Annotated in this window: 13 protein-coding genes and 1 pseudogene; 10 read left to right on the top strand and 4 right to left on the bottom strand. The window is 70.9% G+C overall.

From position 1 onward, the window contains the following. Positions 1–2,481, bottom strand: a 2,481-nt coding sequence (gene uvrA, locus AC07CM_RS01360; RefSeq protein ID WP_478874243.1) for an excinuclease ABC subunit UvrA, incomplete at its 3' end; no start/stop codon positions are given. Between the two features lie 178 nt (positions 2,482–2,659). On the opposite strand from uvrA, the gene AC07CM_RS01355 reads away from it, so the two are divergent. From AC07CM_RS01355 to AC07CM_RS01315, 9 genes and pseudogenes are all read left to right on the top strand, one after another. Continuing rightward, positions 2,660–3,796: a hypothetical protein gene (locus AC07CM_RS01355; RefSeq protein ID WP_478874450.1), complete on the top strand. Its 1,137-nt coding sequence runs from the start codon at positions 2,660–2,662 to the stop codon at positions 3,794–3,796. A gap of 283 nt (positions 3,797–4,079) precedes the next feature. Then, complete coding sequence (locus AC07CM_RS01350) at positions 4,080–5,255, top strand: glutathione-independent formaldehyde dehydrogenase (RefSeq protein ID WP_478874242.1); 1,176 nt, start codon at positions 4,080–4,082, stop codon at positions 5,253–5,255. 312 nt (positions 5,256–5,567) lie between these two features. Next, positions 5,568–7,742: an FUSC family protein gene (locus tag AC07CM_RS01345; protein ID WP_478874241.1), complete on the top strand. Its 2,175-nt coding sequence runs from the start codon at positions 5,568–5,570 to the stop codon at positions 7,740–7,742. A 447-nt stretch (positions 7,743–8,189) separates the two neighbouring features. Then, positions 8,190–9,320, top strand: a complete 1,131-nt coding sequence (locus tag AC07CM_RS01340; RefSeq protein ID WP_478874240.1) for a site-specific integrase — start codon at positions 8,190–8,192, stop codon at positions 9,318–9,320. 26 nt (positions 9,321–9,346) lie between these two features. Further along, on the top strand, positions 9,347–10,636 hold the full coding sequence (gene pcaDC, locus AC07CM_RS01335) for a bifunctional 3-oxoadipate enol-lactonase/4-carboxymuconolactone decarboxylase PcaDC (protein WP_478874239.1): 1,290 nt from the start codon (positions 9,347–9,349) through the stop codon (positions 10,634–10,636). 38 nt (positions 10,637–10,674) lie between these two features. Further along, positions 10,675–11,310 carry an MBL fold metallo-hydrolase gene (locus AC07CM_RS01330; protein ID WP_478874238.1) on the top strand — a complete coding sequence of 212 codons (636 nt, stop codon included), beginning with the start codon at positions 10,675–10,677 and terminating at the stop codon, positions 11,308–11,310. A gap of 46 nt (positions 11,311–11,356) precedes the next feature. Next, positions 11,357–12,136 (top strand): exodeoxyribonuclease III, encoded by a 780-nt coding sequence (locus AC07CM_RS01325; protein ID WP_478874237.1) that lies wholly within the window; start codon positions 11,357–11,359, stop codon positions 12,134–12,136. A gap of 15 nt (positions 12,137–12,151) precedes the next feature. Next, positions 12,152–12,571: a DUF6278 family protein gene (locus tag AC07CM_RS01320; RefSeq protein WP_478874236.1), complete on the top strand. Its 420-nt coding sequence runs from the start codon at positions 12,152–12,154 to the stop codon at positions 12,569–12,571. 160 nt (positions 12,572–12,731) lie between these two features. Beyond that, a pseudogene (locus AC07CM_RS01315) lies at positions 12,732–12,818 on the top strand (amino acid ABC transporter permease); the annotation flags it as partial. 94 nt (positions 12,819–12,912) lie between these two features. Here AC07CM_RS01315 and AC07CM_RS01310 read toward each other — a convergent pair. After that, positions 12,913–14,478: an alpha/beta fold hydrolase gene (locus AC07CM_RS01310; RefSeq protein WP_478874235.1), complete on the bottom strand. Its 1,566-nt coding sequence runs from the start codon at positions 14,476–14,478 to the stop codon at positions 12,913–12,915. Positions 14,479–14,584: 106 nt separating this feature from the next. Then, positions 14,585–15,337 (bottom strand): hypothetical protein, encoded by a 753-nt coding sequence (locus AC07CM_RS01305; protein WP_478874234.1) that lies wholly within the window; start codon positions 15,335–15,337, stop codon positions 14,585–14,587. A 142-nt stretch (positions 15,338–15,479) separates the two neighbouring features. Here AC07CM_RS01305 and ggt point away from each other — a divergent pair, with 142 nt between their 5' ends. Further along, positions 15,480–17,282 (top strand): gamma-glutamyltransferase, encoded by a 1,803-nt coding sequence (gene ggt / locus AC07CM_RS01300; RefSeq protein ID WP_478874233.1) that lies wholly within the window; start codon positions 15,480–15,482, stop codon positions 17,280–17,282. A gap of 9 nt (positions 17,283–17,291) precedes the next feature. On the opposite strand, the gene AC07CM_RS01295 is transcribed toward ggt, so the two are convergent. Further along, positions 17,292–19,892, bottom strand: coding sequence for an ATP-dependent Clp protease ATP-binding subunit (locus AC07CM_RS01295; protein ID WP_478874232.1), 2,601 nt, complete (start codon positions 19,890–19,892; stop codon positions 17,292–17,294). Positions 19,893–20,009: the final 117 nt, after the last annotated feature.

The raw sequence follows: 20,009 nt of genomic DNA, 5'->3' as shown, positions 1-20,009 counted from the left end.
CGCCTGTAGCGAGAGAAAAAAAACATCCCGGGGGGGGGGGGGGGGGGCCTCCCCCCCCCCCCCCCCCCCCCCCCCCCCCCCCCCCCCCCCCCCCGCGACCACCCGCCCGCCCGCGTCGCCGCCGCCCGGACCGAGGTCGATGACCCAGTCGGCCGTGGCGATCGTGTCCAGGTCGTGCTCGACGAGGACCACCGTGTTGCCGGCGTCGACGAGCCGGTGCAGCTGTCGCAGCAGCAGCGCGATGTCCGAGGGGTGCAGCCCCGCCGTCGGCTCGTCGAGCAGGTAGAGCGCGTGCCCGCGGCGGGCTCGCTGCAGTTCGGTGGCCAGTTTGATGCGTTGCGCCTCACCACCGCTGAGTTCCGTCGCGGGCTGGCCCAGCCGCAGATACCCCAGCCCCACCTCGCGCAACGTCTCGAGACTGCGGGAGGCCGCCGGGACGGCGGACAGGAACTCGGCGGCGGCGTCGACGGACAGCGCCAGTACGTCCGCGATGTTCTTGCCGCGGTAGGTCACTTCCAGCGTCTCGGCGTTGTACCGGGCGCCCTCGCAGGCCGGGCACGGCGCGTAGGTGCCGGGCAGGAACAGCAGTTCCACCGCGACGAACCCCTCGCCCTGGCAGGTCTCGCACCGCCCTTCGGGCACGTTGAAGGAGAACCGCCCGGCCGAGTAGCCGCGCGCCCTGGCCTCGTCCGTCGCCGCGTACAGCTTGCGCACCGCGTCGAACATCCCGGTGTACGTGGCCAGGTTGGACCGGGGCGTTCGGCCGATGGGCCGCTGGTCGACCAGGACCAGCCGGTCGAACGACTCCACCCCCGACGCGTCCTGGACGTCGACCTCCCACTGCGCCTCGTCGGGCTCCTCGGGTACGAGTCCGAGGTGGCCACGGACGACCTCGGCGAGCACCTGCGTCACCAGCGTCGACTTCCCCGAACCGGACACGCCCGTCACCGCCGTCAGTACGCACAGCGGCACGTCGACGGACACGTCGTGCAGATTGTGGCGGGAGACGCCGCGCAGGTGCAGCCAACCGTGCGGTGTGCGCGGGCGGTGAGCGAGCGGCTGGGCGCGCCCGAACAGGTACCGGCTCGTGGCCGACTCCCCGACCCGCTCAAGACCGGCGACCGGGCCGCTGTACAACACCCGTCCGCCGCCCTCGCCCGCACCGGGGCCGATGTCGACCACCCAGTCCGCCCGCCGTACGACGTCCATGTCGTGCTCCACGACGAACAGCGAGTTGCCCGCCGCCTTGAGGCGGTCCAGCACCTCCAGCAGCGGTTCCGCGTCCGCCGGGTGCAGGCCCGCGGAGGGCTCGTCGAGGACGTAGACGACGCCGAACAGCCCCGAGCGCAGCTGGGTGGCGATCCGCAGCCGCTGCGCCTCGCCCGGCGACAGGGTCGTCGAGCGGCGCCCGAGGCCGAGATAGCCCAGGCCCAGGTCGAGCAGCACATCGATCCGCGCGACCAGATCGCCGCAGATCCGGACCGCGACCTCGGTCGTCTCCCCGGACCGGGCGGTCGACGTGGTGGCGTCGGCCTCGGAGAGCCCCGCGACGGGCCGCAGCAGCGCCACGACCTCGGTGAGCGGCATCGCGTTGATCTCGGCGATGGAACGTCCGGCGAAGGTCACCGCGAGCGCCTCGGGCCGCAGTCCGCTGCCGTGACAGGCGGGGCAGGGCACACTCCTGACGAACCGGAGCGCCCGTTCGCGCATCTTCTCGCTCTTGGAGTCGGCGAGGACGTGCATGACGTGCTTGCGAGCGCTCCAGAACTTGCCCTGGTAGCCCCAGTCGACGCGGTCTTCCTCCGGCTCGATGTACACCAAGGGCTGCGCGTCCGTGTACAGCAGCCAGTCCCGGTCCTTCTTCCTGAGCCTGCGCCACGGCCGGTCGATGTCGATCCCCAGGCCGCTCACGACACTGCGCAGGTTGGCGCCCTGCCAGGCGCCCGGCCAGGCGGCGATCGCCCCCTCGCGGATGCTCAGCGAGGGGTCCGGGACGAGCAGGTCCTCGGCGACGTCGTGCACGACGCCCAGTCCGTGGCACTCCTGGCAGGCGCCGGCCGCGGTGTTGGGTGAGAACGACTCGGCTTCCAGCCGTGCGGCCCGGGGCGGATAGGTGCCGGCGCGGGAGTACAGCATGCGCAGCAGATTGGACAGCGTGGTGAGGGTGCCGACCGTCGAGCGCGAGCCGGGCGACCCGCGTCGCTGCTGCAGGGCCACGGCCGGTGGCAGCCCGGTGATCTCCTGCACGTGCGGTGCGCCGACCTGGTGCAACAGCCGTCGGGCGTACGGCGCTACGGACTCGAAGTAGCGCCGCTGGGCCTCCGCGTAGAGCGTGCCGAACGCGAGCGAGGACTTGCCCGAACCGGAGACGCCGGTGAAGGCCACCAGCGCGTCCCGCGGAACGTCGACATCGACGTTCCGCAGGTTGTTCTCACCGGCGCCCCGGACATGCACGAAGAGGTCGGTCGCGTCCTTGTCCACCGTTCCTGAGTACCTGATCGCGCCGCTTACCGCGCGACAGGCGCCGTCACCAGGCCCCACTCCCAGGTATGGCCCGTTGGTATTGGCAGGGGCCAGCGTGTCACGCGGTGTCGGCGCTATGTCGGGGACATTCTGGGCACTGGTGAGCGCCGGGTCAGCCGACTGGAAGGGGCCGGTCATGCGGGAGTCATCGCAGGACGTTACGGTCGTGGCTCTCCTGGCGGATCCGGACGCGCCCACGGAGATCGCGCAGCGCATGGCCCGGATGCTTCCTGACCGGCTCGCCGACAGGTCGGGCCCGGGACGACGGTTCGACGTCGAGGTGGTCAGTGAGCCCTTCACAGCAGGGACCGAGGACCTGCCCACATTGACGCGCCGGATCATGGACCGCGGAAATGAGGGGAACTGGGACATCGTCGTGGCCCTCACCGACCTTCCGCTGCACTCACATGGGCGCAAGCTCGTGCTGGATCTGAGTCACGAACACGGCCTGGCGCTGCTGTCCCTTCCCACGCTGGGGGGCTTCCGGCTGCAGACAAGGGCCCGGCAGGCCGTGGAAGAAGCCGTGCTCAGCTTGACGGGCCGCCCGCAGGCCACTGGGCCTGAGGAACCTCCGGGAAGTCAGCCGCTGCGGGGGCCGTTCATCGGTCGTCTCGCGCCTATCCATCCGGGCCAGGTCGGTGAGGAGGAGATCGCCGATCTGCGGTACGTCGTCAGTGGGCCGCGCGGTTACCTGAGGGTGCTCCTCGGTATGGTCCGCGCCAACCGGCCGTGGCGTTTGGTGCCGGGCTTGTCGAAAGCCCTGGCGGCCGCACTCGCCACGGGAGCAGTCGCCACCGTGAACTCCACCATCTGGAACCTGGCCACCTACCTGAGCACGCCACGCCTGGTGATCGCCATGGTCGGGTCCGTCGCTCTCATGATCGGCTGGCTGATCGTGGACGCGAACCTGTGGCATCGAACGGATGAGGTTTCGCCGGAGGCGAGGAAGAGGGCGGCTCTCTACAACGCCTCGACGATCGTGACCGTGGGTATCGGGGTGCTCGTCTGCTACGTGGGTTTGATGGTCATCAACCTGGTGTGGGCGCTGTTCATCCTCAACGACCGGGTGTTCGCTTCCACGACACGAACCCCACTGCACGCCGCGGAGTACTGGACGCTGTCCTGGTTCGTCGCTTCCGTCGCCACGGTGGGCGGCGCGCTGGGATCGGGCCTGGAGAGCGACGAGGCGATCCGGACGGCCGCCTACTCCAAGCGCGAACAGGAACGTCGCCGCATGCTGGCGGACGACCACGGCGACCAGCCGGTGACCTGAGCCGGAGAGGCGTCTACGCTTCGGTGGCCGTCCCGGGGACGGAACAACCGCTGATCGATCGGTGAAGGGTCGTTTCGCGCTGCATGGGGACGGGGACCCGCACCGCACGCCGCCGAGTGCTGAAGCTCCGAGCGGGCCGGCGGCAAAACCACCGTTCCCCTCACCAAGGTGAACGGCCCCCAGAGGCGTGCCGGAGCCCCGGACCCCGTCGCAGCACTTCCGAGAGTCAGGCTCTCTGCGCCTTCCCCATCACCGCCGTACCGCGACATCAAGGGAAGCCACCATGAAGGCAGCGGTATACGAAGGCCCGCGAACGGTCACAGTGAAGGACGTACCGGACGCGAAGATCGAACACCCCTGCGACATCATCGTCAAGATCACCACTACCAACATCTGCGGTTCGGACCTGCACATGTACGAGGGCCGCACCTCGTTCGAGTCCGGCCGCACCCTGGGACACGAGAACATGGGCCAGGTCGTGGAGGTCGGCTCGGCCGTCCGCAAGGTCCAGGTCGGCGAGTACGTGGTCCTGCCCTTCAACATCGCCTGCGGCTTCTGCAAGCAGTGCGAGCAGGGGCTGACCAACTACTGCCTGACCATGCAGCCGGAACCGGCCCTCGCGGGAGCCGCCTACGGATTCGCCGACATGGGCCCCTACCAGGGCGGCCAGGCAGAGCTGCTGCGCGTGCCCTACGGCGACTTCAACGCCCTGCGTCTGGGCGAGGACGCCGCCGAGCGGCAGACCGACTACGTGATGCTCGCCGACATATTCCCCACCGGCTATCACGCCACCGAGATGGCCAACGTCAAACCGGGCGACCAGACGATCGTCTTCGGGGCCGGTCCCGTCGGGCTGATGGCGACCTACTCCGCCCTCCTCAAGGGCGCCGGGCGCGTCTGGACGGCCGACCACCAGCCCGACCGGCTGCGCAAGGCGGAGGAGATAGGGGCCATCCCGATCAACACCGCCGAGCAGAACCCGGCAGAGGTCGTCAAGGAGGCCACCCTCGGTCTGGGCGCCGACAACGGCTGCGAATGCGTCGGCTACCAGGCACACGACCCCCAGGGGCACGAGGACGCCAGCCTCACGCTCAACGGTCTGATCGACTCGGTCAGGTTCACGGGCGACATCGGAGTGGTGGGCGTGTTCCTGCCCCAGGACCCCGGGGGCGCGGAGGCGCAGGGGGAGCTGGAAGCTCATGGCAAGGTCCCGATCGACTTCGGCATGATGTGGTTCAAGGGCCAGCGCATGGGAACCGGGCAGGCACCGGTGAAGAAGTACAACCGGGCCCTGCGGGACCTGATCGCCGGCGGGAAGGCCAAGCCGAGTTTCGTCGTCTCCCACGAGCTCAGCCTGGACGAGGCCCCCACCGCCTACGAGCACTTCGACGCCCGTGACGACGGCTGGACCAAGGTCGTCCTGCATCCCAACGGACACGGCAACGGCCACAAGCGGTAAGAGACCAGGGCCGCCGTGCCCCCTGAGCCCCCTGGCCCGGTCCGAGCGACGGGTGGCGATCTGCCCGTCCGCCGGACGGGGCCGGGGCAATCGCCGCGCTCCGGCCGGACCTGAACCAACAACGATTGCCATCGCTCCGGCTTGGAGGACGGACGGCGGACGTTCAGCAGGGTCCGCAGTGGCAGCACCCCTCCAGCGGCTGCGGCCGCGAGCCGGCGAGCGGGCCGTGTGGGAGGCTTCCTTGCCCGACGGTTGCCGCACCTCAACCAGGCCGACGCGCCCCGGCGCCGCGTTCCGGCCAGGCGGACACCGGTGACGTGGCTGCGGACCTTCGGGGAGGTCGTACGATCCGGGCTCACGATCGAGGAGACGCGGCTGGAGCCCCTGCTCGCGCTGCGCACGGCCGCTGGGGTGGCGATCGTCATCGGGCCGACGCTGTGGCTGGTCTCCCCTGCGTATGCCGCGTCCGCCGCCCTCGGCGCCTACTCCGCGGGTGGGGCCACCTTCCAGCGCACCTGGCGTCCACGCAAGGTGGTCGCGCTCGGCGCGGGCGCGGGTCTGGCGCTCAGCACCTTCGTGGGCTACCTGGCGGCGGGGCGACTCGTGACGTTCCTCCCACTGCTGGCCGTATGGGCTTTTGCCGCGGGAATGGCGTGGGCCGTCGGATCGACCGCTGGGATCGTCGCAGCGACGACGGTCGGCAGCATGCTGGTGACCATCACCTTGCCCACGAGCATCGGGCGAGCCCTGGAGCACGCCGGGGTCATCGCACTCGGGGGCGTGACCCAGGCCGTGCTGATCTTTCTGTTCCCGATCCGGCGTTGGGGAGCGCATCGTGACGCGCTCGCCGACGCCCTGGCCGCCGTGGCGGACTACGCCCGCCGGCTGCGGCACGACCCGACCGCCCCGTTCGACCCGGAGCCGTTGATGACGGCCCGGGACGCGGCTGCCGTGACGCCGTCACAGGCCCGCACCCGTCCCCCCGTCCTGCACGGCCCCCGGGGACTCGCCGAGCGCATTCGGCCGGTCGTCGCCGCGCTCGCCGACCCGGACGTGGGCGCCCCGGCGGAGGGACCCGGGCGGGACCGCGCGCGGGAGTTGCTCGACGCGGCCGCCGACGTCCTGGATGCGGCCGCCCGTTCGATCCGCTGCGGCACTCCCGCCGAGGTGCGGCCCGAGAGCACGGACGTCCTGCGCGTCGACGAGGAGCACGAGGTGCTGGAGGGCCCCGCGCGGCAAGCCGCCGAGCGGCTCGTGGAACTGCTCGGTGAGGCGTTGGAGATCGCCGGGAGCGGCTGCGCGCGCGGGAGGACGCCCACGCCGCCCGGCCTCGCCGGCGCCCAGTTCCTGGTGCGCCCGACAATGCTCCGGTTGGTCCCGGTCGTCGTCCGGGCGGTGCGCCGTGAGCTCCGCCGGGACTCGCCCGTGTTCCGGCATGCCGTCCGCTTGGCGGCGGTGGCCACGCTCGGCTATCTGATCGCCGCCCGGCTCCCCCTGGGCCACGGTTACTGGGCGCCCATCGCCTCGGTGATGGTGATGCGGCCGGACTTCCACCGGACGTACGCGCGTGCGGTGGCCCGTCTCGCCGGGACCCTGGCGGGGGTCGCACTCGCCACCGGCATGGTGCGGGCCCTGGGCACGGACCCCCATGTGTCCGGCGCGCTGGCGGTGGTCTCGGCGGGCCTGTCGTACACGCTGAACCGTACCGGCTACGCCTACTCCCAGTGCTTCACCGCCGCGTACGTCGTCTTCCTGCTCGGCATGGGCGGCCAGGCATGGGAGCAGACGGTCCCGGAGCGGGTGGTGCTCACCCTGCTCGGCGGGGTCCTGGCGATGCTGGCGTACCTGGTGTTCCCCGCATGGGAGACACCCCGACTGCCGGGCCGGCTTGCGGACTGGCTCGCCGCCAACGGCCGCTACGCGGCCGCGGTGCTCCGCGACTACGCCGAACCGACCCGGGAGCATCACGCCGACATGCGCCGGGCACTGCTGGAAAGCAGGGAGGCACGTGCCGCCTGGCAGGAGGCATACGACCGGGCAAGGCGGGAACCGGTCCGCCCCAGGGGGCTGACGTCGCGCGAGGCGCAGGAGGCGCAGGAGGCGCTCAAGGGGTTCGGCCGCGCGGCGATGCTCATGGAGAGCCACGTCCCGCAGGCCGACAGCCGTGTCGTCCCCGAGGCGGAGCGATTCGCCGATGCCCTGGAGACGGACACCGCGAAGGCAGCAGTCGCCGTGCGCGAGCACAGGAATCCGGACTGGGGACGCGTGGAGGAGGCGCTCCACACGTGGGAGGACGCCGCCGGCAACGGGAGCCCGGTCGTGCGGCGCGAAGCGGAACTGCAAAAACGGGCCTTGGAAGACCTCGCGACGGCCGTGAGCCGCACGCCCCTGGAACGGGATGTCGGCTCTGCTCGCGAGGAGCAGCGGGTGCGGGCGGCCGTGGCGGCGGAAGGTGACGGATCACGACCCGCGCACCGGGGTGGGTGACGGCGCAGGCGACGGGTAGCGCCGCTTCTACGGCATTGCCCCTAAGAGCTCTTCCGACGGCGTGACCCTGTACTTCAGTCCTTCCTAGCGGGCTTCTGTTCGAGGCCGCATCGGGGATGGCGAGGCCGCACCACCGCCGGTGGCGAGCGCAATGTAGACCATGATCGCCGGTTGGCCAAACCGGCGATGGTGACGACCATTGAAGGTGTTCGTGTTCGGCTGAGCTCGGCGGGGGAGCCGTACCGGACTGGGTGGACAGAGCCGCAGCCTCCCGGGGGAGCGAACGGTTCTGCCGCCTGCTACCCCGATGACCGCGGCGCCCTTCGCTGAAACCCAGCGGCGCCTATGCCTGCGTGGAAGTGTTCCACGCGAGGAGAGTGAGCAATTCTGTCCGTTCCGATCAAGAAGCTCCCCCCGAATACGAAGGGACAGGTCCGGTATCGGTTTGTGGTCGATGTAGGGAGCGATCCCGCTACCGGGAAGCGCAAGCAGTTGACCCGTACCTTCCGCACGCTGAGGGAAGCGAAGGTCGAGTACGCCCGCATCACGAACCGTCGCTACGAGGGGACGCTCGTCGAGCCCAACAAGATCACGGTGAACGAATGGCTCGACCAGTGGCTCGCGAAGAAGGCGGAAGACCTGGAAGAGAGCACCGTCTACAGCTACACGATGACCCTGGGTCGTGTCCGGGGGAAGCTTGGGCACATCCGGCTACAGGATCTGACCGAGGACCACGTTGACGCGTGGATGAGGTGGGCGCTTCGGGAGGGCCGTGGTGCCATGACGGGGGTAGGTCTGGGGGTGACCTCAGTGGAGATGTCCCTGGCGCGGCTGAAGGAGGCACTGAACCGGGCGATGGCCCGGCGCTTGGTCGCCGTGAACGTTGCCCGAGAGGTCGCGATCCCTCGGAAAGCGCGCAAGGCGGAGCGCAGGGCCAAGGCGGTGGTACAGCCCTGGAACGTCAAGGAGGTTCACGCCTTCGTGCGCGTGGTTGAGGACGACCGCCTGTACGCCCCTCTCCTGCTTGCCCTGATGGGCCTGCGGCCGGCGGAGATCTGCGGTATGCGCTGGGCCGATGTGGACCTGGACAAGGCCACCCTGGCTGTCGCCAACACGCGAACGCTGATGGGGAACAGGACCGTGGTGGAGAAGGACACGAAGTCTCTGGCCGGTGAGCGGCAGCTTCCCCTGCCGGATCTGGTCCGGGAGGCTCTGACGCGTTTCCGGGCGACGCAGGTGGCCGAGAAGCCTGCGGCGGGGGAGAGGTATGAGGACAGTGGATACGTGCTAGTGGATGAACTCGGCAGGGCGCTCAACGGGCGGCAGTTGCGTGAGCGGGTGTACAAGGTCATGGACGAGCACGGGCTGCGGCGGGTGCGCTTGTACGACGCTCGCGCGAGTTGCTTCACCTACCTCGCGAACAACGGGGTGCCGGATCACCTCCTGGCCCGCTGGGCCGGGCACACCAACGTCAAGACCACGAAGCTCTGGTATGTGAAGCCGGATGTGGAGGATCTTCGTCAGGCAGCGGATACCTGGGGAGGTCTGGCGAGCGTCTCCACCCCCGCTCCTGCATAGAGTGTGAGATGTGGGAGCGTGAGCGGGTGAGTGAGAAGAACGTCGAAACCCTGCAATACCGCTTTGACGGGCCAGAACAGGCTCCGGTCCTGGTCATGGGAACCTCCCTCGGTGCTACATGGCACATGTGGGACCGGCAGGTCCCCGAGCTGACCAAGCAGTGGCGGGTCTTCCGGTACGACCTGCCGGGCCACGGCGGGGCACCCGCCCATCCGGCCGGCTCCGTCGGCGAGCTGGCGGACCGCCTGCTGGCCACGCTGGACGCGCTCGGTGTGCAGCGCTTCGGCTACGCCGGCTGCGCCCTGGGCGGGGCGGTCGGCATGCAGCTGGCCCTGCGCCACCCCGAGCGGCTCGCGTCGCTCGCGCTGGTCGCCGCCTCGCCCCGGTTCGGCACCGCCGACGAGTTCCGCCAGCGCGGGGTGATCGTGCGGACCAACGGGCTCGACCCGATCGCCCGGACCGCGCCCGACCGCTGGTTCACCGGCGGATTCGCCGCCGCGCAGCCCGCGATCACCGAGTGGGCCGTACAGATGGTGCGCACCACCGACCCGGGCTGCTACATCGCCGCCTGCGAGGCCCTCGCCGGCTTCGACGTCCGGGCCGAGCTGGGCCGGGTCGGCGTGCCGACCCTGGTGCTGGTCGGCTCCGACGACCAGGTCACCGGGCCGGCCGAGGCCCGCACCCTGGTCGCCGGGATCCCGGACGCCCGGCTCGCGGTCGTGCCCGGCGCCTCCCATCTGGTGCCGGTCGAGCAGCCCGCCGCCGTCACCGATCTGCTGGTGCGGCACTTCTCCACCGCCTGGCAGCAGCCCTACGACACCGGCCAGACCGCCCTGCCGGCCGCACCGGTCAACCCGGCACTGACCGCGGCACCGCAGATCGTGCCCGTCGCCGAGATCGCCCCCGCCGTCGTACCGGCGCAGCCGCTCGGGCAGCCCGACCGGTACCAGACCGGGCTGAAGATCCGCCGCGAGGTGCTGGGCGACGCGCACGTGGACAGTGCGCTCGCGCAGGCCGACGACTTCTCCGGCGACTTCGAGGAGTTCAGCACCCGCTACGCCTGGGGCGAGATCTGGGACCGGCCAGGACTGGACCGCCGAACCCGCAGCTGCGTGACGCTCACCGCGCTGGTCGCCGGCGGCCATCTGGACGAGCTGGCCCTGCACACCCGCGCCGCCCTGCGCAACGGCCTCACCCCCGGCGAGATCAGGGAGGTGCTGATGCAGGCGGCCGTGTACTGCGGTGTCCCCGCGGCGAACAGCGCCTTCAGGGTGGCCCAGCAGGTCATCCGCGAGGAGACCACGCCCGCGGAGTGAGCGGCCCCGGGCCGCCGTACGCGGCAGGATGGGGAGACATGAAGCTCACCAAGAAATCCCACGCCTGCGTCCGCCTCGAGAAGGACGGGCGGACGCTCGTCATCGATCCCGGAGGGTTCAGCGAGCAGGACGCGGCGGCCGGTGCGGACGCGATCCTGGTCACGCACGAGCACCCGGACCACTTCGACGAGGGCCGGCTGCGGACCGCCCTGGAGGCGAACCCGGCCGCCGCGATCTGGACCCTGAAGTCCGTCGCGGACCGGATCACCGCGGCCTTCCCAGGCCGTGTGCACACCGTCGGGCACGGCGACACCTTCACCGCCGCCGGCTTCGACGTGCAGGTGCACGGGGAGCTGCACGCGGTGATCCACCCGGACCTCCCGCGCATCACCAACGTCGGCTACCTGATCGACGGCGGCAGGGTCTTCCACCCCGGCGACGCCCTCACCGTCCCCGGCCACTCGGTCGAGACGCTGCTGGCCCCCGTCCAGGCGCCCTGGAACAAGATCGCCGAGGTCATCGAGTACGTCCGCGAGGTCAAGCCGCAGCGCGTCTACGACGTCCACGACGCCCTCCTGACGGACCTGGCGCGGCCCATCTACGACACCCACCTCGGCAATCTGAGCGGCGCCGAGCACCTGCGGCTCGCCCCGGGGGCGTCGGCGCAGGTCTGACGCACGGCGGTCCGCGTTGTCGTACCCGCCGGGTAGGTTGTGAGACATGCGCATCGCCACCTGGAACGTGAACTCGATCACCGCCCGCCTCCCGAGGCTCCTGGCCTGGCTGGAGAGCAGCGGCACCGACGTGCTCTGCCTCCAGGAGGCCAAGGTCGCCGAGGAGCAGTTCCCGTCCGACCAGCTGCGGGAGCTGGGCTACGAGTCGGCGGTCCACGCGACCGGCCGGTGGAACGGTGTGGCGGTGCTCTCCCGCGTCGGCATCGAGGACGTCGTCAAGGGCCTGCCCGGCGACCCGGGCTACGACGGGGTGACCGAGCCGCGTGCCATCTCGGCGACCTGCGGCCCGGTCCGCGTCTGGTCGGTGTACGTGCCCAACGGCCGCGAGGTGGAGCACCCGCACTACGCGTACAAGCTCCAGTGGTTCGAGGCCCTGAAGGCAGCCGTCGCCGGTGACGCCTCCGGCGGCCGCCCGTTCGCGGTGCTGGGCGACTACAACGTGGCGCCGACCGACGACGACGTCTTCGACCCGGCCGTCTTCGAGGGCTCCACCCATGTCACCCCCGCCGAGCGTGCCGCCCTCGCCTCGCTGCGCGAGGCCGGCCTCTCCGACGTCGTCCCGCGGCCGCTGAAGTACGACCACCCGTTCACGTACTGGGACTACCGCCAGCTCTGCTTCCCCAAGAACCGCGGCATGCGCATCGACCTGGTGTACGGCAACGAGCCGTTCGCCAAGGCCGTCCAGGACGCCTACGTCGACCGCGAGGAGCGCAAGGGCAAGGGCGCGTCCGACCACGCGCCGGTGGTGGTCGACCTGGACGTCTGATGCCAGGCTGGGTCCATGAACATTCCGTTCCTGGGCCACCGGCAGGGCAAGAGCGGTGGGGCGGCGCTGCCGGCCGACCCCGAGTCGATCGCCGCGCTCCTGTCCGAATGTGAACTGCTCCGTTCCCAGGCGGCCCAGGCGGGTGTCCGCCTCGACGACACACCGGCCTCCCTGGAGGCGCTGGACCAGCTGGTCCCGCGCTGGCGCGACGACGCGGAGATCCTGCCCTGGCTGGGCAACGACGCAGGGCTGTACCTGGGCACGGTCGTCGTGCGCACCGTCCCCGGCGCGGCCTGGGAGATCCGGCCCGACGGCGAGCCCGTCGTACGGCTCGCCTCCGGCCGCGAGGTCGAGGTGGTGGAGCCCGGCCGGGAGTGGGCCGCGAGCGGTGTCCCCGAGCTGTCGCAGCTGTACGCGGAGGTCGCCGAGGCGTGACCCGGATCCGACTTGGGTTAAATACGGCTAATGCCCGAAATATGCGTGTCGTCCGTCAACTCCGCCGAGGTCTGTATAGCTTCGGCCAGTACGACAACGTCGACCGCAGCTCCCGCCAACCTGCCGGAGTACGACCGGCATTCGGCGGCCGCCCCAGAGGGGGAAGCTCATCGCGCCCAACCTCGACTACGATTTGCCGTTCATCCCCGTGGTGATGGTGAACTCGCCGATCCACACCGGGATGTGCACCCGCTGCCGGGTGGGGAGCCCCCCACGGCCCTGAAACCGTAGGGGGCGGCGGCAGTTCACACGGGCCAGGCTCGTCCGGCGGCAGCCGGAGATCACTGCTCGCGCACGGGGACGGACACGTACGACGGGTCGTCCGACGGCGAGGAGAAGGTCAGCTGCGCGCCGGACGGGTTGTGCTCGATGTAGAGCGGGTCGACCGTGTCGACCACCAGCGCGAGACGATGCCCGGCCGGGACGTCGTAGGCGGTGGAGAACAGGTCCAGGTCGACGTCGAACGGCTCGCCCGGCGTCCGTCCGTGCCAGGTGTAGGGCGCGTTGGTGACCAGCTTGCCGAAGCCGAGCGGTCCCACGTCGTACAGATAGGCGATCAGGGTGCCGCTCTCCTTGGTGGGCGTGAGCGTGGTGTGCAGCGTGGCCGTGCCGCGCACCTGCTGCGCCGTGCCGTACCGCTCCGACTGCCACACGGCCGCCCAGCGGCGGGGCAGCAGCGGGATCGAGGCGACGGGCGGCAGTTGGGCGACCTGGTCCAGGATGCTGGAGAGGAAGATGATCCCGCCGTCGGCGCCCGAGTCGACGTTCGCGTGGATGGTGGTCGACCCCGCCAGCTCCATCTTCCGGCTGGTCGCGCCGACCGACTTCCAGTCGGGGTAGCCCTCGTATCCCCCCGCGCTGCGGGACTTCAACTGGACCGGCTGCTCGCGGTCGATGCCGTTGTCGGCGCCCTTGAGGTAGTGGTCGAGCCAGCGCCCGGTGTCCGTCCACACGTCGTTGGGCAGCCCGAACAGACCGGTCGCCTCGGCGGTCGCGTGGTCGCCGGGGCGCAGCTCCAGCCGCTTGGGGACGGTCAGCTTCTCGTAGAAGTCGGCGTACTGGTTCACCGGGAAGATGGTGTCGCCCCAGGCGTTGGCGAGCATGACCGCGGGGCCGTTCTTGTTCAGCTGGTCGAGGTAGGTCGCGACGGAACGTTTCCTCCCCCAGTCGATCATCTCCTGTTCCTTGGTCAGGTTGGAGGCGTAGAAGTTGTCGAAGATCTGGCGGAGTTCGGGGCTCTCGCGGCCGGTGAGGGTGCCCGCGCCGTCCAGCAGGGCGCCGGCCTGGACGTGCTGGGTGCGGCCCGAGTAGATCGAGGAGATCAGGTCGGCCCAGCCGCTGAGCGCGGCGACCGCCTTGATGCGCTTGTCGTGGGCGGCGGCGAGCAGGCTGATGCCGGCGCCGTAGGAGACGCCCGCCATGCCGATGCGGTGCGGGTCCGCGGGGGTGTTGGCCAGCGCCCAGTCGATCACCTTCGAGGCGTCCGCTATGTCCGGCGGACCGGCCACTTCTATCTCGCCGCCGGACTGCCAGAACCCGCGCACGTTGTAGGTGAGCACCACATAGCCCGAGTCGGCGAGCTTCTGCGCCTGGGCGAGGTACTCCACCTGGGGCAGGCCCCAGCTCGTGGGCAGTACGACGAGTGGGTAGCTGTGCGAGCCGTCGGCGCCCGCGGGCGTGACGACGTTCGCCTTCAGTACGGTGCCGCCGTCGCCGGTGATGTCCACGAAGCGTACGGACGGCGCGGCCTGGGCGGCCGGAGCCAGGCCGACGACGGTACCGGCGATCAGCGCCGCGGAGACTGCTCCGACGGCTGAGGTGCGCAGGGTGGTGCGACCGTGTCCCATGGGTCACTCCTAGACTGGTGTCCATGCAAAGTGACCCGACGGTAACCGGGGGACCTTACCGCAAGTAACCCGTCGGTAAGTTACGTACCAGTAAAGATTGTTGAAGCTACGACGCCCGGTGTGAGGCGCGCTGGGTCTCCGTCACCGGAAGGGGTGCCTGTGCCGCCCGGGTCACGTCCGCGACCAGCTCCACGAGATCGGGACCGTACGCCTGGGAGTTGACCACCTTCAGCAGCAGCACGAAGGGGCCGTTGCCGTACTTGCGGCTCAACCGCTCGTGATCGCGGGCGAGATAGCGGGTCGCGGCCTGGTTGGTGATGGCCCGCTGCCCGCAGAAGAGGAACACCGGCCGGGTCCGCCGGCCGGCGGTGAGCCGGGCCAGCAGGACGTACTCCGTGACGCCCGGGTCCATCCGGTACCGCTCGCCGCCGATCTGGAACGCGCCGCGGTCCGGGCCGGGTTCGGCGTCGACGTTCACCCGCACGCCCGGCAGCATCGCCGACATGTGGGCCAGCATCCGCCGGTTCGAGGCGGGGCCGCCCACACAGAACTCGGTCCGCTCGCCGAACCCCTGCTGGGTCGCGTCCTGGGTGACCATCTGCAGATGTGCGCCGCAGTCCTTGATCAGGGCGGAGAGTTCGAGGAGCGCGAAGACGTCGAAGCGGTGCACGGCCGGCTCCGCCGTGGCCGGGTCGCGGTTGACGACGAGCAGGGACTCGGAGTTCTCCGGCAGCCCGAAGAACGCCTGCTTGCGCCGCAGCCTGCGCCGCCACAGGTAGGTGCGGGCCAGCCAGCCCAGCGCGGCACTGATGCCGGCCGCCAGGACGCCCAGGACGATGTTGCGCACGTCGTCGTTCATGGCCGCGCATGCTAGCGGGCCCCGGGAAAAAGCACGTACCGGTGTTCGATGTGTGACGTTCGTGTGGCGGGTGCCCGAGGCGTACTGTCGGTACTGCGGCAATCTGGTTACGCTGCGCGGACTGTCCCGACGGGAGGTTCGGATGGGTCGTCCTGGCACGCGGAGACTGGCGGTTCTGGCGGCGTCGGCCGCCATGGTGTCGGTGGGGGCGGCGGCGCCGCCCGCCGCGACGACGAGCGGCACGACCACGAAGGTCCCGGTGGCCGTCGGCTACGGCGGTGCCGTCGCCAGCGTGGACGCCGACGCCTCCGCCGCCGGCATCGAGGTGCTCAGGAAGGGCGGCAACGCGGTCGACGCGGCCGTCGCCACGGCCGCCGCGCTCGGCGTCACCGAGCCGTACTCGGCCGGCATCGGCGGGGGCGGCTACTTCGTCTACTACGACGCCAGGTCCCGTACGGTGCACACCATCGACGGCCGCGAGACCGCGCCGCTCTCCGCCGACTCCGACCTGTTCGTGGAGAACGGCAAGCCGCTCGGCTTCGCCGACGCCGTCAGCAGCGGTCTGAGCGTCGGCACCCCGGGCACGCCCGCCACTTGGCAGAAGGCACTGGACGAGTGGGGCAGCAGAAGGCTCGGCACGGTCCTGCAGCCCGCCGAGCGGATCGCCCGCGACGGCTTCACCGTGGACGACACCTTCCGCTCGCAGACCGCCTCCAACGAGACCCGGTTCCGCTACTTCCCGGACACCACCAAGCTGTTCCTGCCGAACGGGCAGCTCCCGGTCGTCGGCTCCACCTTCAAGAACCCCGAACTCGCCCGCACCTACGAGGAGCTGGGCCGCAAGGGCACCGGAGCGATCTACCGCGGAGACATCGGCGACGACATCGTCGACACCGTCGAGCACCCGCCCGTGGACCCCGCCTCCGGCTGGAACGCCCGCCCCGGCAAGCTGGCCGAGAAGGACCTCGCCGTCTACCGCGCCAAGCTCCAGGCGCCCACCAGGACGTCGTACCGCGGTCTCGACGTGTACTCCATCGCCCCCTCCTCGTCCGGCGGCACGACCGTCGGCGAGGCCCTCAACATCCTGGAGCGGAGCGACCTCACGAAGGCGAGCGAGGCGCGTTACCTGCACCGCTTCATAGAGGCGAGCCGCATCGCCTTCGCCGACCGCGGGCGCTGGGTGGGCGACCCCGCCTTCGAGGAGGTACCGACGAAGCAGCTGCTGTCGCAGCGGTTCGCCGACTCACGGGCCTGCCTGATCAAGGACGACGCGGTCCTCACCAGCCCGCTCGCACCCGGCGACCCGCGCCACCCGGCGGCCTGCGGCAAGGGCGGCACGGCGGCCCCGACGACCTACGAGGGCGAGAACACCACCCACCTGACGGTGGCCGACAAGTGGGGCAACGTCGTCTCCTACACGCTCACCATCGAGCAGACCGGCGGCAGCGGCGTCACCGTGCCCGGCCGCGGCTTCCTGCTCAACAACGAGTTGACCGACTTCTCCTTCGCCCCGGCCAACCCGGCCGTGCACGACCCGAACCTGCCGGGACCGGGCAAGCGGCCGCGCTCGTCCATCTCGCCGACCATCGTGCTCGACGGGCACAGCAAGCCGGTGGTGGCGCTCGGTTCGCCCGGTGGCGCGACCATCATCACCACCGTGCTGCAGACCCTGACCGGGTTCCTCGACCGGCATCTGCCGCTGGTCGACGCCATCGCGGCACCGCGCGCCAGCCAGCGCAACGCCGCCCAGACCGAACTCGAACCGGGCCTGTACGACAGCGACCTGAGGAAGCAGCTGGAAGCCGTCGGGCACAGCTTCAAGCTCAATCCCGAGATCGGCGCGGCGACCGGCGTGCAGCGGCTGCCGGACGGGAAGTGGCTGGCCGCCGCCGAGAAGGTACGTCGCGGCGGCGGCTCGGCGATGGTGGTGGACCCGGCGCCGTAGCGTCGCGCCCTACAACTCGGGGGCGGGCGGACGGGGTTCCTCCTCCGCCGGCTCAGGCGCGGCCGTCGTCGGCTCCGGGGCCGGCGGCGCTTCCTGAGCACGGAAGTCCAGCCGCCCGTCCATCGTGTCCACCGTGACCCGGCTGCCCGAGGAGATCGTGCCGTTCAGCAGCAGCCGGGACAGCTGGTTGTCGACCTCCCGCTGGATGGTGCGGCGCAGCGGGCGGGCGCCGTACTCCGGCTGGTAGCCGCGCTCGGCGATCCAGTCGACGGCCGCGTCGGTGAACTCCACCGAGATGCCCTGGCCGTCCAGCAGCCGCCGGGTGCTCTCCAGCAACAGGTTGGTGATCCGCCGCAGTTGCTCGCTCGTCAGCTGCCGGAAGACGACGATCTCGTCGATGCGGTTGAGGAACTCCGGCCTGAAGTGCTCCCGCAGCGGCCGGAGGATCCGCTCGCGCCGCGCCTCCTCGTCCGCGTCCGCGCCGCCCGGCCCGAAGCCGATCCCGGCGCCGCGCCGGGTGATCGCCTCGGAGCCGAGGTTGCTGGTCATCACGATGACCGTGTTGGTGAAGTCCACCGTCCGGCCCTGCGAGTCGGTGAGGCGGCCGTCGTCCAGCACCTGGAGCAGGATGTTGAAGACGTCCGGATGGGCCTTCTCCACCTCGTCGAGCAGCAGCAGGGAGTACGGGTGCCTGCGCACCACCTCGGTGAGCTGGCCGGCCTCCTCGTGGCCGACGTACCCGGGCGGGGCGCCGACCAGCCGGGAGACGGTGTGCCGCTCCTGGTACTCACTCATGTCGAGGCGGACCATGCGGTCCTCGCTGCCGAACAGGGCCTCGGCGAGCGCGCGGGCCAGCTCGGTCTTGCCGACGCCGGTCGGGCCGAGGAAGAGGAAGCTGCCGATCGGCCGGCCCGGGCTGGAGAGCCCGGCCCGGGAGCGCAGCACGGCCTCGGCGACCACGCTCACGGCCTCATCCTGGCCGACCACCCGCTGGTGCAGGTGCTGCTCCAGGCCGAGCAGCCGTTCCTTCTCCTCCTGGGTCAGGCGGCTGACCGGGATGCCGGTCTGCCGGGACACCACCTCGGCGATGGCCTCCGCCGTCACCGACAGGTCCTGCCCCTCGTCGGCCTTGTCCTCGCCACTGGCCTCGGTGATGCGCTGCTTCAGCTCGCCGATCCGGTCGCGCAGCTGGGTGGCCTGCTCGTACTGCTCGTCGGCGACCGCCTGGTCCTTGTCGCAGACGAGCTGCTCGACCTCGCGCTCCATGGCCCGTACGTCCGTGCCCTTCGTCCGGGCGCCCAGCCGTACCCGGGCGCCGGCCTGGTCGATCAGGTCGATCGCCTTGTCGGGCAGGCGGCGGTCCGTCAGATAGCGGTCGGACAGCTCGACGGCGGCCATCAGCGCCTCGTCGGTGTACCGGACCTGGTGGTGGGCCTCGTACCGGTCGCGCAGGCCGCGCAGGATCTCGATCGTGTCCTCGACCGTCGGCTCGGGCACCAGGATCGGCTGGAACCGGCGGGCCAGCGCCGCGTCCTTCTCGATCCGGCGGAACTCCTCCAGCGTGGTCGCGCCCACGATGTGCAGCTCCCCGCGGGCGAGCGCGGGCTTGAGGATGTTGCCCGCGTCCATCGAACCGCCCTCGCCGCCGCCACCGGCGCCGACGACGGTGTGCAGCTCGTCGATGAAGACGATCAAGCGGTCGGAATGGGCGCGGATCTCCTCCACGATGTTGTTCAGGCGCTCCTCGAAGTCACCCCGGTAGCGGGTGCCCGCGACCACCCCGGTCAGGTCGAGGGCCACCACCCGCCGTCCGGCCAGCACGTCCGGCACGTCACCGTCCGCGATGCGCTGGGCGAGGCCCTCGACGATCGCCGTCTTGCCGACGCCGGCGTCACCGATCAGTACGGGGTTGTTCTTGCCGCGCCGGGACAGCACCTCGATGGTCTGCTCGATCTCCATGTCGCGGCCGATGACGGGGTCGATTCGGCCCTGGCGCGCGAGGTCGGTGAGATCCCTGCCGTACTTGTCCAGCGTGGGCGTGGAGGTCGGCCGCTGGCGCTCAGGGCGCGTCTGGGGGGCCTCCTGGGTCTCGGGCGGCAGGGCGCCCGCCGAGAAGCGGGCCGCGTGCAGGATGTGCCCGGCCGCCGAGTCCGGGTTCGCGGCGAGCGCGCTCAGTACGTGCTCGGGGCCGATGTAGCCCGCGCCGCTCGCCCGCGCCATGTCGTGCGCGTCCAGCAGGGCCCGCTTGACGGCCGGGGTGAGCGACAGCGAGGTCGGCGGCGGTGCGTCGCCCGGCGGATGCTGGGCGGGGCCCGACCGGTGGTCGATCTCCGTCGCGAGCGAGTCCGGATCCGCGCCGGCACGGCTCAGCAGGCTGCGGGTGGGTTCGGCCGCCAAGGCCGCGCGCAGCAGGTGCTGGGTGTCCAGGTCCCGGCTGCCGTGCTCGACGGCGTACAGGGCGGCTCCTCTGACCAGCTCGCGGGCCGGCTGGCTGAGCAGGCGACCGATGTCGATGTGCCTGGGGCCGGGCCGGGTGCCGCCGGCTCCGCCGAAGAAGCGGGCGAAAAATTCTCCGAAGGGATCCTCCGGGCCGATGTAGCCGCTGGTCATCGTTTCGTTCCTTCGCAGACGACATGCGGAGCGGCCGGGTAACCCGGGGGCGGGCCGCTCATGCCACGATGACACGAGGTTCTGCGAAGGGCATGTGCGGGCTTCTGCGAAGGGCGG

It is taken from the genome of Streptomyces sp. NPDC044061 (genome assembly GCF_056434305.1).
Note: the sequence above shows the minus strand (reverse complement) of the source record. Positions and strands in the feature narration are given on the sequence as shown.

Excerpts from the sequence above, each read along its gene's own strand:
- AC07CM_RS01355 (WP_478874450.1), top strand. The coding sequence starts at position 2,660 with ATGCGGGAGTCATCGCAGGACGTTACGGTCGTGGCTCTCCTGGCGGAT.
- AC07CM_RS01350 (WP_478874242.1), top strand. The coding sequence starts at position 4,080 with ATGAAGGCAGCGGTATACGAAGGCCCGCGAACGGTCACAGTGAAGGAC.
- AC07CM_RS01330 (WP_478874238.1), top strand. The coding sequence starts at position 10,675 with ATGAAGCTCACCAAGAAATCCCACGCCTGCGTCCGCCTCGAGAAGGAC.
- AC07CM_RS01325 (WP_478874237.1), top strand. The coding sequence starts at position 11,357 with ATGCGCATCGCCACCTGGAACGTGAACTCGATCACCGCCCGCCTCCCG.
- AC07CM_RS01320 (WP_478874236.1), top strand. The coding sequence starts at position 12,152 with ATGAACATTCCGTTCCTGGGCCACCGGCAGGGCAAGAGCGGTGGGGCG.
- AC07CM_RS01310 (WP_478874235.1), bottom strand. The coding sequence starts at position 14,478 with ATGGGACACGGTCGCACCACCCTGCGCACCTCAGCCGTCGGAGCAGTC.
- AC07CM_RS01305 (WP_478874234.1), bottom strand. The coding sequence starts at position 15,337 with ATGAACGACGACGTGCGCAACATCGTCCTGGGCGTCCTGGCGGCCGGC.
- ggt (WP_478874233.1), top strand. The coding sequence starts at position 15,480 with ATGGGTCGTCCTGGCACGCGGAGACTGGCGGTTCTGGCGGCGTCGGCC.
- AC07CM_RS01295 (WP_478874232.1), bottom strand. The coding sequence starts at position 19,892 with ATGACCAGCGGCTACATCGGCCCGGAGGATCCCTTCGGAGAATTTTTC.